Origin of the sequence: Nocardia abscessus NBRC 100374 (genome assembly GCF_000308455.1) — a bacterium.
GTDB classification, from domain to species: domain Bacteria; phylum Actinomycetota; class Actinomycetes; order Mycobacteriales; family Mycobacteriaceae; genus Nocardia; species Nocardia abscessus.
Genome location: NZ_BAFP01000273.1, coordinates 35,584 through 51,490 on the forward strand (window position 1 = coordinate 35,584; position 15,907 = coordinate 51,490).

Here is a 15,907-nt window from a genome sequence, read left to right on the forward strand (position 1 = left end):
GCCCCACTACCGGCCTCAGCCGCCGCCATGGACCGGTCGTGCCAGAACTGGGGTACCCTAGCCGATTCGTGTGGGGGTCCTCCGCCCGGGCCGAGCCCGCGACACCGACCGTCGTGCCGCGCCCGTTCGGTGAACTCGACCACGCACCGGCCGACCACATCGCCGAGCACGCCTACGCCTACGACGACCGGCCCCAGGCCACACGCAGGATCCGCCGCGACAGCACCCGCGACGCCCTGGGATATTTCGGCCAGTTCGACGGACAAGGCTGGCAGCAGAAATGGGACGCCAGCCAACTCGGGACCGGCGCCATCCGTGCCGCCGCCATCGGCCCGACGATCATGGTCGGGATCCGGACCCTGTACTGCCTGCGGGTGATCCGGCCCACCCTGCTGGCATTCCGAACCAACCCACCGAACGGCTACTCCACAGATTTCGTCGCCGCGCAGCGTGACCCGCTGCTAGAACGCTTCGCTCAGCAGGCCAACGAGCACGACTTCCCGCGAAAGTATCGCTACCAGGCGGTATTCGACGTCACCGTTCTGCTGACCGTGCAAGGCATCAGCCTGGCAGACCTCACCCCGGACGCCATGCTGCACCACACTCACGAAATGCGACGCGTCAACGCGATCTTGCAACCCACCGGCACACACAACAATCGGTTCAACAGTCAGTCGGCATGGACCGTTCTGCACGCGATGGGCCACTTCCCCGCCAGCACCCCGGACACGATGCGTGAGGCACTGCACCACGGGCAGCTCAGCGTCGAGGAATTGGTCGACCGCTACCCGATCGCCAATCAGCCAGTACGACAACTGCTGATCGAGTACTTCCGCCGACGCTCAGCCGACACCGACTACTCCAGTCTGAAGAACCTGATCCTGATGATCGCGCACCACTTCTGGGTGAGGATCGAACAGATCAACCCCGGCCAAGCCGACTTGCGCATAAGCAGCGACATCTACACCCGGTGGCGGGAAGCGATCAAGACCCGCGAGGACGGCAAACCCAGAACCGGCCAGGACGTGATCCTCATCGGCGTCCGCAGCTTCTACTACGACCTACACACCTGGGCCGCCGAGGAACCAGAGAAATGGGCCGTCTGGGTAGCTCCCTGCCCGGTCCCTCCAGCCGAACTCCGCGGCCTGGGCGCCCGGCGTCGCCGGATCAACGATCGCTCCGCCAGCCGCACCCGGATCCGGCAGCCGCTGCTTCCAGCTCTGGTCAGACACGTCGAAGACCGCTACGACCGGGCCCGCACCCTGCTCGAACACGCCCGCGCTGTCGCAGTCGGCGAGACCTTCGTTCATGAGGGTTGCACCTACCGACGCATCGAGCGCACCCACCACTCCCAGCCGGACGACCCGATCCGAGTCCGCGATGAGGCCACCGGCACGGTGGTGCACGTCCAGGCCGACGAGGAGGCCACGTTCTGGGACTGGGCATGTGTAGAAACGCTGCGGCACTCCGGCGCCCGGATCGAAGAGATGTGCGAACTCACCCATCTGTCGATCCGCCAGTACCAGCGCCCCAACCTCGAAGTCATCGCCCTGCTGGTCATCGCGCCCTCCAAGACAGACCGCGAACGCGTCATACCTATGAGCGCCGAACTGTTCCATGTCATCGCCGCGATCGTGCGCCGTCACACCAGCGGTGGTCGGACCATCACCACCCTGAGCCGGTTCGATCCCCACGACAAGGTCTGGAGCGCTCCCCTGCCGTTCTTGTTCCAACGTCAAAGCGGCCCGAAACGTAGCGTCATCGCCGGTGGCACCGTGTTGAACCAGCTCAAACGGCTCTGCACCGAACTCGCCGAGCATAATCCGGCCTTCCGGACCGTGAAGTTCACCCCGCACGACTTCCGCCGACTCTTCGCCACCGAACTGGTCAACAGCGGCCTGCCCATCCACATCGGCGCAGCCCTGTTGGGCCACATGAATATCCAGACCACCCGCGGGTACGTCGCGGTCTTCGACGAACACATCGTCCACCACTACACGGCATTCCTCGAAGAACGCCGACAACTCCGGCCGACCGACGAGTACCGACCCCTGGCTACTGGCGAATGGGACGAATTCGACGAGCACTTCGACAAACGCAAGGTCGAACTCGGCTCCTGTGGACGCCCCTACGGGACCGGCTGCCAACACGAACATGCACCGTTGACTGAACTAACTCAGAGTTCGGACAGGTCGAGGCACCTGCGTTCTACACGGTGTCGGTAGCTTGCCCGCGTGATCGAATCGGAGAAGAGCCACCGCGACCTCGCCGTTCTGGTGGTGCCCCGCGACGGCCAGGTGGTATCGACCGGAGAGTGCAGCGAGCCCTACCGGTTGCTCGATGCGGACGGCGAGGTTGTCGAGCCGGTGAGCTTGTTCCTGCGTGAACTGTTGGCGGCGGGGCGATCTCCGGCAACGCTGCGTTCGTACGGCATGGACCTGCTGCGGTGGTGGCGGTTCATGCAGGCCGTCGAGGTCGACTGGGATCGGGCAACCCGAGTGGAGGCGCGCGATTTCAGCTGCTGGATCCAGCTGACGGTGAAGCAACGCATGCAGCACACGGGCGGCCGCAGCACCGGGTGGACGAATAGCGTTGCAGTACCGCCGAATCCGATATCGGGTAAGCCGGCACTTGGGACGGGATATTCGGTCGCGACCGTGGCACACTCGGAGACGGTGTTGCGGGGCTTCTACGACTTCCACCGAGATGCGGGCACTGGTCCGATACTCAATCCGTTCCCACTCGATCGGGCTCGACGGTCACGTCGAGCCCTCGCTCATCGAAATCCGATGGATGGGTGGGCTCGTGAGCGGGTCGGGCGCTACCGGCCGAAGGTGCCACATCGGATTCCTCGCGCGATTCCCGATCAGCGGTTCAACGAGTTGTTCGCTGCGCTGGGATCGAATCGCGATCGGGCGCTGGTGGCCTTCTGGACCTCGACCGGGGTACGCGCCTCGGAGCTGCTGGGAGTCCGACAGTGCGATATCGACCCCGGCCAGCAACTGATCACCGTGGTGCGGAAGGGCACTCGCGCTATCCAACAGGTTCCGGCCTCGGCTGATGCCTTCGTCTGGCTGAGGCTGTATCAGGAGGAACTGCACGGCCAGATCCCGCCAGGCCGGATCCAGCCCGTGTGGTGGACCCTGCGGCGGCCGCGGCGTCCGTTGAACTATCACGCGGCGCACCGAATGTTCCAGCGCGCCAACACCACACTCGGCGCGGACTGGACCTTGCACGACCTGCGCCACAGCGCGGCCGCGAGAATGGCCCGCGACCCGCAATTGACGTTGAGCGACGTCCAGCTCATCTTGGGCCATGCGCACCTGTCCACCACCGAGATTTACCTGACCCCTGACAACAGCGAGGTGATCTCCGGAGTCTTGGCGCATCACGCCCGCACCGCGGAACAACGCGACAAACCGATACCCCCACCACCAGCACCCGGATACGACCCGCAGACATTGAGCGTGCTGTTCGGGAGAACGATGTGACCTCTGTCGTCAAACACAGCACACGCAAACCTCTGTCCGGGATCGCCGCAGTAGCCGGCGAGCAACGCCTGCGGAATGCTCAGCTGCGCAACGAATTTCCGCCGCGGCCTGTCGGGGTGTGGTGGCCGCACACCGCGGCGACAGCCGAGCAGGTGCGGCAACGGCTGAGCTCGGCACCATTCGTAGCCGGATTCAGCCGAACTCGAGATGGCCGACGGCGCGGTGTCGCCAAGATCCTGTCCTGGCTGTCGACATTCCCCGGCGAGACCTGGCAGGCGCGTTGGTTGGCCAGCGGAGCAGAGAGGCACCTGGGACCGGATTGGGTAAAGCTGCCGGTAGCCTGGCTGGTAGAGAACCAGGGCAGGACCGGGCCCGGTGACCCGGTCGACTTGCAGTCCGGGCTGCTGATGTTGACCTGCGGCGACGTGTTGCGTCCCAGCCTGGCATGGATGCTTACGCGGTCCCATCGGTATCTGATTGCCGTGATGGCAGAGGTCAGGGATCAAAACGGATTCGCCAGACTTGCCGAGTTGGCAGCCGGCGAGCCGGACAGCTCCTATGCGGACTCGAAGGTTGCAGCGTCGCGCATCGCAATCATTCTGGCCTGCAAGGGCGGCACCATGGCGGACATCGCGGTCGGAGACTGCGTGGAGCTCGTAGAAACGATGCGCCAGGTCCACACGCGCGGCGGGCAGAAGAAGGTCGATTTCTATCTCCGGCTCCGTGCCCTCGGTATCTTCCCGGACAACGCACCCCACAGCATCCGCGCCTTCGGCCTGGCCGGCGGACGGCTCACGATCGAACAACTCGTCGACCGCTACCGCATCCAGTCCGAACCCGTCCGGAACCTGTTGGTCGACTATCTCCGCGAACGACAGCCCTCACTCGACTTCACCAGTCTCGATGCCGCATCGAGAACACTCGCCGGGTTGTTCTGGGCTCGCATCGAAACCCTCGCTCCAGGTATCGACACGCTGCGGATCCCGCCGCAGATCGTGCGGACATGGAAAGACGAACTCGCCACCGTCGAACGCACCAGGATCAACGCGAACGGCGAACGGATCAAAGTGCCGACGCCTCGTCTGAACTACAAGGACGAACTGCTGCGGGTTCGAGCGCTCTATCTCGATATCGCGCACTGGGCCGTCGAGGATCCCGCCCGATGGGGACCGTGGGTCGCGCCCTGCCCGATCACCGATGCCGAAGTGCAGAAAGGCAAGGACCTCAAGCACCGCAAGGCCCGCATGGACCAACGCACCCGCGAGCGGTTGCCCGTCCTGCCGATCCTCGTCCGGAGCGCCAACGATCGGCGCTTGGCGGCTGCTCGTCTGCTCGCCGCCGCCGAGGCTGCCGAACCGGGAGCCGTGCTCGCCGGCAGCAACGGCACATTGCGCAAAGCTGTTGTCCCCAAAGCGATTGGACGAATCGTCTGGGCCGAGGACATCGCCACCGGCAAACGCCGCAACCTGTCCTACGAGGAAGATGAGGCGTTCTGGGCGTTCGCCACCATCGAGGTCCTGCGTTTGACCGGCATCCGCTGCGAGGAACTGCTCGAACTGTCCCATCACAGCATTACCGAATACCGGCTACCCGGCACCGGAGAGCTGGTGCCGCTGCTCCAGATCGCACCATCCAAGACCGACACCGAACGGATGCTCCTGGTCAGCCCCGAACTAGCCGATGTTCTCAGTGCCATCGTCCAACGCCTCCGCGGCCCCGACGGATCCATCCCTTTGGTCGCTTCCTACGACATCAGGGAAAAGATCTGGAACCCGCCGATGCCAGTGCTGTTTCAGCGCGGCATCGGCAACGAGCGACGCGCGTTCACCGCCTGCGCAATCCGCAAGCTGCTGATCAACGCCCTCGCAGCCGCCGCGCTCACCGACGCCAACGGCGATCCGTTGAGCTTCCAAGCCCATGACTTCCGCAGGATATTCGTCACCGACGCCATCATGAACGGCCTGCCCCCGCACATCGCCCAGATCATTTGCGGCCACAAGACCATCGACACCACCATGGGCTACAAGGCCGTTTACCCGGCCGAGACGATCGAGGCACATCGAGCGTTCATCGCCCGCCGCCGGGCCACGCGCCCCAGCGAGGAATACCGCACGCCCACCGATGCCGAATGGGATGCGTTCCTCGCGCATTTCGAAAAACGCAAAGTCTCGGTCGGAACGTGCGCCCGAGCATTCGCCACGGCCTGCGTCCATGAGCACGCCTGTGTCAGATGTTCGCTCCTCAGGCCAGACCCCGCCCAGCGAGCCCGGCTCGAAGAGATCCACGACAACCTCGAAGCACGCATCATCGAAGCCAAACGCGAAGGCTGGCTCGGCGAAGTTGAGGGTCTCCAGGTCAGTTATGCCGGTGTCAAGGACAAGCTCGCCCAGGTAGACGCTACGCTCAGGCGAGCGGTGACAGGAACCGAGCTCGGCATCCCTACGTTCGGGTCCATCTTCGGACGAGCGTCTGCCCGTGACATCCCGACCATCGCCGAGTAGACCTCGGCATGGTTCGGCACACCTCGATCGGCCTTGAAATAGACTGGCCGTGTCGAACCGCGCACTACAACAACTGTGGTGGAAGCGAATGTCGGGATGATGATGATAAGGCCGTGCTGATTCCTCCGACGAAAACGAAAACCTTAATACGGTGTAATACATTTGGCAACAGCGTGGGTGGGACTTGGACGAAGCTAGATGCGGCAGGAGGCACAATAACAAGCCTCATATGGGCCCCCTGGATATCGGATTATCCAATGGACCTCGCTTCGCTGTCTTCATCGAGTACCCGGGGAGATATTAGTTCTGCACCCGCGTCACCTCAGTTCCTGAAATCGTCCACTGATGTTCGGCTTGCACTCGCAAAGTTACAGCTGGATTGGCACGCTGACACTGATACCTCGGGTAGCGTCGCCAAGTAATTGAAGTGGATGCACTGGTGGCATCTGGAGTACGGTGATCGGGATCCCATAATTGAAGGACGCGTAAGCCTCGAATGCAGGGAACCCATCAACCGATCCGCGAAACGAGAAGTTGAGGTCGTCTCTATCGATGCCGATATTTCCGTTCATGTCGATGTCGGGCGCGCCCAGCAGTAAGGGCAAGTTCGCGGCGGCTACGTAGTCCAGCTGAACATATCCAGGGTTCGGGCTGTCTACGATCACATCACCGTTGGCGTCGATAGATGTGTTGCCGCGCAGGCCACTGAATGCGATCCGGTCGGTTGGCGCCTTGCCACGACCGATGATGTGCCCGTTCGTGTCGATCTCAATACTTTCGCCGCATCGATTCTCGCATGCATTGATCACTGGCTCGGCCGTGTCGAGTTGTGTGACTTCAACCAACGAATGGATTCGAGACGACGCTGCCAGGTCACTGTCGTATATGCGATTGTCTCCGAGGAAGTAGTAGGTCGCCACAATCTCCGACACAACCACCATCGACTGCCCAGCCGATTCCCCAGGAGCCGGGAATACGAAGGGCGTCAGAGACGGGTCGGGAATGAAGGCGTTAATCCAGAAGGTAACCGCCTGCAGCTTGGGCGGAGGAGGTGGCACTGGATCGTTGCCCGCATCGAAGGCGATGATATCGGCGTCGAGAGCTGACATTGTCCCCCGGCCGACTACAGGATCAGAAGGTGAAAGGTGGTGTGCCTGCTTGAACCGTGTGACTGCCTTTCCGGTCTCCTGCCCAAAGTTCCCCGTCGCCCCACTCGGAATCGGGTATGCAAGATCGATAAGTGCTTGTTGAACTTTTGCGACTGCCCCGCCTTGCTCGGGCCAGTGCATCCTATGTGTGCCGTCGAGACAACTTTCGAGTACTGGATCGCCAGCAAAGCGCGGAGATTGGAGATCGGCCATCTGAGTTAGTCCTTTCGTTGCTACGGGAGTCCTCCGAGGGAATCGTCTGACGGATACGTCCGTTCGACCCCGATCTTGTGGGTTATGCGACGGCCACGAATTTCGCCGGTCCCGCGACTCCGAGCGGGTCGATCAGCACCGCCAGATATCCTTCGGTTTGGGGTTCGGTATCGTGCACCCTCAGCTCGGTCGGCACTTCCCAACCGTCGGCGCTGGCTGAGACAGCGGGCTGCACCGCTAGTGTGGCATTGGCGGGGTGGAGAAGCTGCATGTCGCCGTCGGTGGTTTTGCGCCACAACATCAGTCGCCACGGCGCCACTTGCTTCGGGTGGTTCACCGGTAGTCCCGCGACCACAAGGTCGACGCCGGTCGCGCTGCGACGTGCGGTCGCGGTGTAGTCCGGCGCCGGGGCGGTTCGCATTACAGTGATGGGTGCGCTGGGCGCACTCCACTGCGAGGGTTGATGGTCCAGCGGTCCCGCGGTGCGTCCGACCGGTGAGGGCAGTGGCACCGCGCCGGGCATCGTCGACACTTCGGCCGGGTAACGCACCTGCGCGGTCAGTGCCACGGATATGAACGCGGGCAGCTTTGCCAACGTGTCGGCGGGCACACTGGCGTGGTAGGTGTCTGGATAGCCCGCAGCCGCAACGAGTTTCCCCTCGTCGAGCAGGGCCCCGTACAGGTAGGAGCCGGTGGCGGCATCGCTGCACTGGATGCGGTATTCCGGTGCGTCGGGCAATCCGCACTGCAGCCGTTCGATCACCGTGGCGTTGACGCCGTGCGCGTCGACCTCGACCGTCAGCTGGTCACCGCCACCGCCACCGCCGACGCGGACCGCCGCGGCGGGCGGTGCATCGGGTGCGGGGATCGCCACCGGCACAAGGCCGCAGTCGTTGAAAGGCGCCTCGACTTCGGCGCCGCTGACCGGCACGATCCTCACGAACTGCACCGATTGGAGCGCGCCGCCGACTGGATGTACCAGCCGCACCGCACCGTCGCCGCCGGCGACCAGCGGCGTGTTGGTGATGAGGGTGAACGCTTCGCGTTTCATCGGCTGATGCTGGTGCTCGCAGAGTGCGGCCGCGCGGGTGGCCCGGTTGGATGAGGCGGGGTCGACGCCGAGTTGTGCGGCGATGACGCGCTCGTCGGCGAGGTAGACTCGGTAGCCGGCATGTCCCGGCGCGGCACTCCAGCGCAGGTCGATTTCGGCGCTGCCCGCCGGGTTGGGCCGCGTTGTCCACAGGATGCTCGCAGCGGTGACGATCGGTGCCGGCCGACGCGGATCGACCACACGGACACGCAGGACCGAACTGGCGTTGCCGGCTTGGGATTTGAAGATGACATCGATGTTCCGATCGACGGTCTGCCCGACGTCGGTCGCATCCGCTGCCACGGTGTAGGTCACCTTGTCGTCGGGGAAAGGCGCATCGAAGGTGTCCGCATTGACGCTGACGGTGGTGATCGGCGGGCAGCCCGCCCCCAGCGCGTCCGGTGGCGGCACATCGACACTGACGGTGATCAGGCCCGGTGAGCGCAGCCCGGGCGGCGCGTCGCGCAGCGCGAAGTCAGCGGCAAACGAGATCTGGCCGGTGGGTGCGGGAAGCGGCGGCCGAGGCGGTGGTTGTGCATCTAGCGATGCGGGCTTGCCCCACCGGCCGAACTCGTCGCCTTCCGCGACGTGCCAAGTCACCGACGAATCGCTGGGCACCATCGGATCAGTCAGTGCGCCAACGCATCCGGTGATGGTCTCGCGGCGCGCTGGCAGTAGCGTCACGGCGCGCTGCGTGCCGTCATCGGCGGTGATGACGGCGTGCAGTGAGGATGTGGCGCCGTCGACCGTGCGGGTGAAGGCGACCACGTTAGCCGGTGGCGGTCCGGCGATCGCGAGGTCCTGGATGTAGGTGTTGGCCCCGGTCCACTGTCCGTGCCCGCCTGGCCCTGGCCCGTCGGCACTGATCTGCGGGGGTGGCGGACGATCGGGCACGGCGCCGATCACGGCGGGGGTGAACAGCGGCAGCCCGATCAGGCCGAATTCGGCCAACTGCCTGGGGCTGATGGCGTCCGGGCCGCCAGCCTGTGAGATCCAGAAGTTGACGTCGGCGGTGGGCGGGCCGCATAGCCCCATCGAACGTCGCATGTCATCGATCGTGGTGGCGGGCGGCCCACCGCTGGCCACCGCCGAGGGCCGCGCGGCCCACAATCCGCATCCGATCCACGCCATCGGCACCGACTCGTCGTCGAGGTCGACACCGGCGGGCGTGCACAGCCCCAGCCAGCGCGCGATGCCGGGGTCGGCCGCGGCGGTGATCAGTGTGGCGATGTTGCCCAAATCCGTTTGGGCGCTTTGCCGCTCGCCGGGGATCTCCAGATGGATTTGCACATCTCCTGGGTACGTCGCGGGGTCGGCGTAAGCGGCCTCCAGCAGCGGTTGCACCGACGTGTCCCCCACGCCGGTCAGCAGCGTGTGCAATCGGGCGAGCTCGTCGCCGTCACCGAGGTCGCGATCGACCGGCGCATTGGGCGGGCCGCTGTGGCGGGCAGCCCCTTGCGCTGCGCGCGCGCGCCCGTCGGCAGACCCGCCGGCATCGGCCCACGCGGTGGCTGAATCCAGCGGCAAGCTCACGCGCACCCATCGCTCCGGTGCGGGATCGATGAACTCGCGCACGCCCCTGCTAAGGTCCAGCCCGAGCGCATTGGTGACCACCCCCTCGCCGAGCAGTCGGATGCGGCGGATCCGCGTGGACGCCAGCGCGAACGGGAAGTGGTTGCGGGTGAGCAGGATCCGTTCCTGCGGGCTGCCTGCGCGCCCGAGGATCGCCATCTGGACAGGGCCGTGTTCGTCGATGTCCAGGCGCAGCCAGGAGATCCACGGTTGCAGATCGCCGACTGCGTCCCCGGCGACATCGACGATGTCGCCGTAAATCGGTCGGTCTCCCTGGATCTTGACAGGCTTTTGAGGATCGTCCTCGATGACCTCGGGGCGTCCGGCATCATCGTAGGTCCACCACAGGATCTGCAGCGGCCGCACCAAGATGCCGTTATCGGGATTGACCGAATCGCGGGTCAGCGGGGCAAAGGTGAAACCGCGCAACGGAAAACCAATCGCCGGGTTGACCCAAGACCGCAATTGCGGCCCGACTTGCACGTAGGGGTCGTCGCCGCGGTCACGCAAACCTAGTGTGGAGACCCGGAACAGCGACTCCGGGGTAAACGCCTGTCGCTTCACAGCAGCACCTCCGCGCGCACGGGACTGGTGGTTGTGCAAGCCGCCGTCTTAACCGTCGCGAGATCGTTATAGGTCAACGACAGGTTCACCACGGTGCTCGCCGCCATCGGGATGGCAGCTGCCGAAGTGAACAGATACCGGCACCGCGCTGAATCGCTCAGTACCGTCCCCAAGGGAGTTCCGTTGGCATTCAAGCTGACCACATTGAGGCGGCCGGCCCGTGACAGCGGTTCCGGGGACTCGATCAGCACCCCGACCAGCGCCATGGTTTCCCGGGCCCACAGCACGCTGGTGCGTCCGGAGACCGGCAGCGGCCAGCCCTCCAGCCCGAGCTGCTCCAGCGCCTCGGCCATCGCGGCGTCGGACGCCTGCGCCCCGGGCAGCGCCACGGCCTCGACGAGCAGCCGCCCGTTCGGCGCACCGGCCACCGCAGCGCCGAAGCCCAGCTCGGCGATCTGGGCGTCGGGGTTGTGATAGCGCGATGTGCTGAAGATGATGCCCGGTAGCGGCGCGGCAGGTGGCGCACCGCCGCTGGGAGTGAAGCCGACCTGCAGCTGATAGGTGGCCTGGGGTTGCAGGTCGTCGGCGACAGCGCCCAGGCTGGCGCCCGCTTTGGGCACCGGACAGCTTGCCGCCGGGTCGATCTCGGTGAGATAGCGCCTATCCAGCGGGTCGAGCACCTCGATGTCGGCCAGCTCACGCCACGCCGGATTCATTGTGACCAGCCAGGGTTCGGGATCTGCCGGGGTTTGGGGCGGCCCGTCGGTGCGTTGGCACTGCAGGGTAAGCGAATAGCCGTAGAGGGCGGTCAACTGGTCGACGTGGTCCTGGTCGAAGTTGGCGACCAGCGGATCGTCCAGATACCAGTGCTGGGTGCGGTCGGCGGGGGTGTAGCTGCTCAGGTACCGCATGAGATAGTCGGTCCGGAATTTCTCCTGCGTCCAAGCGGTTTCGTGCCACACCAGTTGCGGGATCGGCGCGTGCGCGGCGTGCAGGTCCGGCACCAGCGCCCCCGGCGCGGGCTGCTTGGCGGTCCGGAACCAGAACTCCCGCACAGCCTCTCCGGACCCGGGAAACACTGTTTCGCTCTTGCCGCCGTCGACGGTGCCGCCGACCTGGGTGCCGACCGCGATCTTGTAGAGCGTGTCGGGCTTGAGTTTCAGCGGCGTGCGGTACTGCGGTGGCGCGCCGTTGTGGGCGCTGATCCGGCCCGCCGATTTCGCGGCGTTAGCGGCAGCGGCACGCGCGTTGGCGGCCGCGGCGTTGGTGGTACCGTAGAGTCCAAGCACCGTAATTGCTTGCAGGACAGGGTATCCCACCCGCGCGCCGCGGGTGCCAGTTGGTGCGGTGTAGGCGACCCGCAGCCGCCCGTCGGGCAGCTTCTGTGGGCTGGTGACAAACCATGGGGCATCGGAATCGATGTCGGTCACCGAGATCTCGTCGAGTAGATCGTAGAACTGGTCGGCCACCACCCACAGCTGCGCGCTCTGCAGGGGGTCGTCGGCGGTGATCGTCACGGCCATGTTGGTGTCGTCGCCGAGGACGGCTCTGCTCTTCTCCAGCGGCAAAGGTGAACTCACCGCCGGAAGCGCCAGCCCGGCGCCCAAGGCTCGGCCCGCGGCGACGACGGTGTCGATGCCGATGACACCGGCGGGCCGGAAGGTCAGCGGCGTGCCGAGCAGACCCGCCATGGTGGCCTCGCTGAGCAGCACCCCTTCGGTCCACCGCGCGATCGACACGGTCGCGGTGAACACTGAAGCGTGTTGGGCGGTTTCGGGCCCAGCGGGCAGCACGAACACCGCTCCGCTGGGATACGCGCGGTCGCCCAGGGCCCAGCCGGCACCCGCATCGTGGCGGCCCCGGCACGCGTTCGCGGTCGTCGTGACCGGGTCCACACCGGGCGCGGTGTTGCGGGCACCGTCGCTGCGCCGGTGCGCCCACATATCGGATCGATGAGTCAGCAGCGCCAATTCGCGCGCGCCCACGGTGCCGATGCCGCTGCACGCCCCGATGGCCTCGGCGTGTTTGGGTTGCTGCCAGGCGGCTTCCAGGCCATTGGTGAGCAGTGTGGCCGCCCCGCCTGAATCCACCTGCCACAGTTGCACCTTGGTCAGCCGGTGCAGGTAGCGCAGCTTGTCGTTCCCGGTGGCGCCGGTAGACTGCAACCAGTCGATGCCAGTGAACGGCGTCACCTTCGCCGGGTCAGCCCCCGGTGCCAGCAGCGTCAGCCGCGACGGGTCGGGACCCAAGTCGAACGCCACGATGGGCACAATGTCCGGCCACACCACCGGTGCCTCGTTCGCGCTGTCAGCAGCCACCGCCACTTCTACGTAATGACGATCCGACAGCGATATCTTCGCCGCTCCCCACGGGCCCGGGTCGGGCACCGTGGTGGGTGGCTGCCCGCCGATGCTGAGGTTGACACACCCCTCGATCTCGGTGAACCACAAGTCGATGCTGCCGCACACCCGAAACTGCGCAGCCAGTGCCGCGCCCGGCCCGACTTGCACGCTCAGCGTGGCGTACGCGCCGATCGAGAACGGACCCAAATGCAGTGAGCCACTGATCGTTCCCGAGCCCGCCAGAAACCATGGGCTGGTCGCCAGTCCGGCGCGTGCCCGTGCCGACAGATGCAGCCAGATCGGCGAGGGCACTCCCCAGTTGAGGTCGACGCCGAGGCCGAACCCGATCGCCGGGCCGGGCAGATCGATAACGGGGGGGCCGACGTTGCCGAGCCGGTCAATGGTGTCACCGGCGACCATCAAGTAGGCCGACCCGCCGATGTCGAACAGGTCGGGCAGTACCGTGGCGGTCATCGGACCTGGAGGCCGATTGGGTGCGCCGTCGGAGCCCAGCCGGAAATACCACGACGACGGGTCGGCGATCGGCAGCCTTGCATCCAGCGGGATGGCCACCTGCACAAGGTGTTCGATGTCGAAGCGGCCGCGTGCGGCGACGATGATGCCGGACTCGTCGACGACGATCAGGCCCTGCAGCGGGCCGTCGCCAGTGTTGACGAAGTCGGGCGGGGAAAGCACCGCGGCGTTGACCGCCAGCCGGAACGCGACGTCGGGGACGGTGAGCACGAGCTTGCCGGTCGCACTGAACGTGAACGCGAGGTCATAGACGGTGCCCACACCGGCGGACAGACCGAACATCATCGCACCCGCGTCGGCCACGACGTCGGTTTCTTTCCATTTGAGCTGACGTTCAACGATGTCACCGTCGGGCGGAAGCTTAAGCTCCGGGTGGACGTTGATGCCGAACAACCCGCCGACGCTATAGAGGCCAAGCCCGGTGGGCCCCAGAGGTATTGGGCCCGGCAGCGCCCCTACGACGCCGAGCAGCAGGCCGCCGCCGCTGTAGGCGAAAAATACGCGCGCCGCGATGCCCAGCGGATCGCCGAGCTTGGCCCACAGGTCGGCGCTAAAGCCGGTGTCGGCGACGTTGGCCTCTCCGTGTCCGGTCAGCGCCGCGGTCGAGATGTCCACACCGAGCCCCCGCAGCCCGATCCGCAGACCGGCGTTACCCGCGGTGATCCGCACCGTGGCGTCGCTGATGGTGATCGGGCCCAGGTCGGCCTTGAACTTCAGATCGACTTCGTACCACAGTGATCCGTGCCCGGATCGGCTGCCGACGATGTCGAGCAGCGAACCGGGCGAGTGCACCGTCCACAGGCCGGGATCCTCGACGTCGAGGGTAGCTTCGTCGAAGCTGAGGTGGATCGAGGTCAGGTCGCTGCCGGTGGTCTCCACGGCCACGTTGCGGTAGCGGATGCGCATCGGCTGGTGCTCGTCCATCGCGATGCTCATCACCCCGACGTCGAAGGTGCTCACGGCGACGTCGACCAGATAGTCCACGCTCAGTTGCAGCGCGTGCGCACCGTCACTTGAAGACGCTGACACGGAAACGCGATCGACGACCACCTTGCCCGCCGAGTCGAAGAATGCGCTGGCGCCCGCGGCGGCGGTCAGCAACTCGTGTAGCCAGATGCCCGACCGATCCCCCGACGGCGGCGCGCTGCCCAGCATGGAGTCGGCCACCAGCGCGGCGGCCAGCGCGGCGGCGGTGACGACCGCCTTCCCACCTGGATCGGTGCCGGTGGCTTTGACCAAACCGTCGGGCCCGACGGCGTCTACTGACACCTCGAAGGTGACGCCGGCGCCAGGCGCCAGCGCCCGCGCGCACCGCACTCGCACCGTCATCGGGTCTCCGCCAGCTAATGTGAACGCCTTGCCGTCGGCCTGTTCGGTGCGACCGGCCAGCGGGAAGGCCGCCGTAGCTTCGATTGCGGTGGGAACCAGGTCGGCCAGCGATGCTGCGCCCGGATCCTGCCAGTCCAGCCGGATGTCGATGCTGGGATGGGTGGCGTCGCCGGCCAGTGTCGCCTGCGCCGAGACCGCCAGCCCGCCGGGCGTGCCCAGTTGCAGGTCGAAGTCGATCGGCCGCCCACCGATCAACGGGACGTCGCGCGGAACGTAGAGCTTGGCGTTGGAGACGGTGACGCCGGTCCACTCCGGCGGCGGTCCCCCTGGCACCGACGTGGCGGTGTTGGCGTCGATGACGGCGCCGTTCGTCAGGTCGATGCCGAACCCGCTGTCGCCGAACAGGATGTGCGGCGGGGTCGGTTCGACGACGAAGACGTCGTCTACCGGATCCTGGCCCACTTCGCATTTCAGCCAGGTGATCGCCGCCGGCGATGCGGGTGTGCCGGCGACGCGCAACGCCAGAGCCGCATGCAGGTCGACCGGGTCGGCGGTCTGGGTCAGCCACGCTTTGGACGGCCCGCCGCCGGGGTCTGCAGCCGTGACGACTTGTGCGGCGTGCAGCACCTTGTTGGGGTCGGCGAAGCTGAGCAGCCCGGGAATACCCGAAAGCAGGAGGTCAACCTGAAATCCGCCGCCCGCCAGCGCTTTCCATCGATACGGCACCGGCGGGCTGCCGGGGTCCAACGCCAGCTGGATAAAGCCCAGTGCTTTGGCGTTGACCGAGGCTCGCACGATACCGGAGTGCACGTCCCCGGCGACAGCACTGTCCGATGTCTGCAGCGCCGAGAGGAACTGTTCGATCGCTCCGCTGATCGCCACCCCATGCCGAACCGGCAACAGGTCGTCGTAAAGAGTCATCGGCCGGTCCCATTCCCATCGATGGCCTGTTGCCGTTGCCAGGCCCCGCAGCTGCTCTGGACACTGCCACGTCGGATGCTGGAGCACATGAGTAACGAACTACTTAATTTCTGCGGCGCAGGGGGGTGAAGACTCAAGTAGCCGACTACTGCGTCCACCTGCTTCGCCGAGGGACGACGGCGTGGATAAATTTCTCGACGAG

At 65.8% G+C, this 15,907-nt stretch carries 6 protein-coding genes; 3 read left to right on the forward strand and 3 right to left on the reverse strand.

The window, feature by feature from the left end:
- The first annotated feature begins 38 nt into the window (after positions 1 to 38).
- Genes ON19_RS36340 through ON19_RS36350 form a run of 3 tightly spaced genes read left to right on the forward strand, consistent with a single transcriptional unit; the run spans position 39 to position 5,992 of the window.
- The gene (locus ON19_RS36340) at positions 39 to 2,225 is read left to right on the forward strand and encodes a tyrosine-type recombinase/integrase (protein ID WP_086006790.1); all 2,187 of its coding nucleotides are present in this window, start codon (positions 39 to 41) and stop codon (positions 2,223 to 2,225) included.
- Positions 2,226 to 2,234: 9 nt separating this feature from the next.
- Complete coding sequence (locus tag ON19_RS36345) at positions 2,235 to 3,491, forward strand: tyrosine-type recombinase/integrase (protein ID WP_043703588.1); 1,257 nt, start codon at positions 2,235 to 2,237, stop codon at positions 3,489 to 3,491.
- The gene (locus ON19_RS36350) at positions 3,488 to 5,992 is read left to right on the forward strand and encodes a tyrosine-type recombinase/integrase (protein WP_043703590.1); all 2,505 of its coding nucleotides are present in this window, start codon (positions 3,488 to 3,490) and stop codon (positions 5,990 to 5,992) included. The genes ON19_RS36345 and ON19_RS36350 overlap by 4 nt, the downstream gene beginning before the upstream one ends.
- A 368-nt stretch (positions 5,993 to 6,360) precedes the next feature.
- Here ON19_RS36350 and ON19_RS36355 read toward each other — a convergent pair whose 3' ends face one another.
- The 3 genes from ON19_RS36355 to ON19_RS36365 all read right to left on the reverse strand — a co-directional run bounded on the left by ON19_RS36355 (position 6,361) and on the right by ON19_RS36365 (position 15,705).
- Positions 6,361 to 7,353, reverse strand: coding sequence for a peptidoglycan-binding protein (locus ON19_RS36355; protein ID WP_083899903.1), 993 nt, complete (start codon positions 7,351 to 7,353; stop codon positions 6,361 to 6,363).
- A gap of 82 nt (positions 7,354 to 7,435) precedes the next feature.
- Positions 7,436 to 10,579, reverse strand: coding sequence for a hypothetical protein (locus tag ON19_RS36360; RefSeq protein ID WP_157230033.1), 3,144 nt, complete (start codon positions 10,577 to 10,579; stop codon positions 7,436 to 7,438).
- A complete protein-coding gene (locus ON19_RS36365) occupies positions 10,576 to 15,705 on the reverse strand; it encodes a hypothetical protein (RefSeq protein WP_043703596.1) in 5,130 nt (1,709 codons plus the stop codon). Before ON19_RS36365 ends, ON19_RS36360 begins: the two co-directional genes overlap by 4 nt.
- Positions 15,706 to 15,907 lie beyond the last annotated feature (202 nt).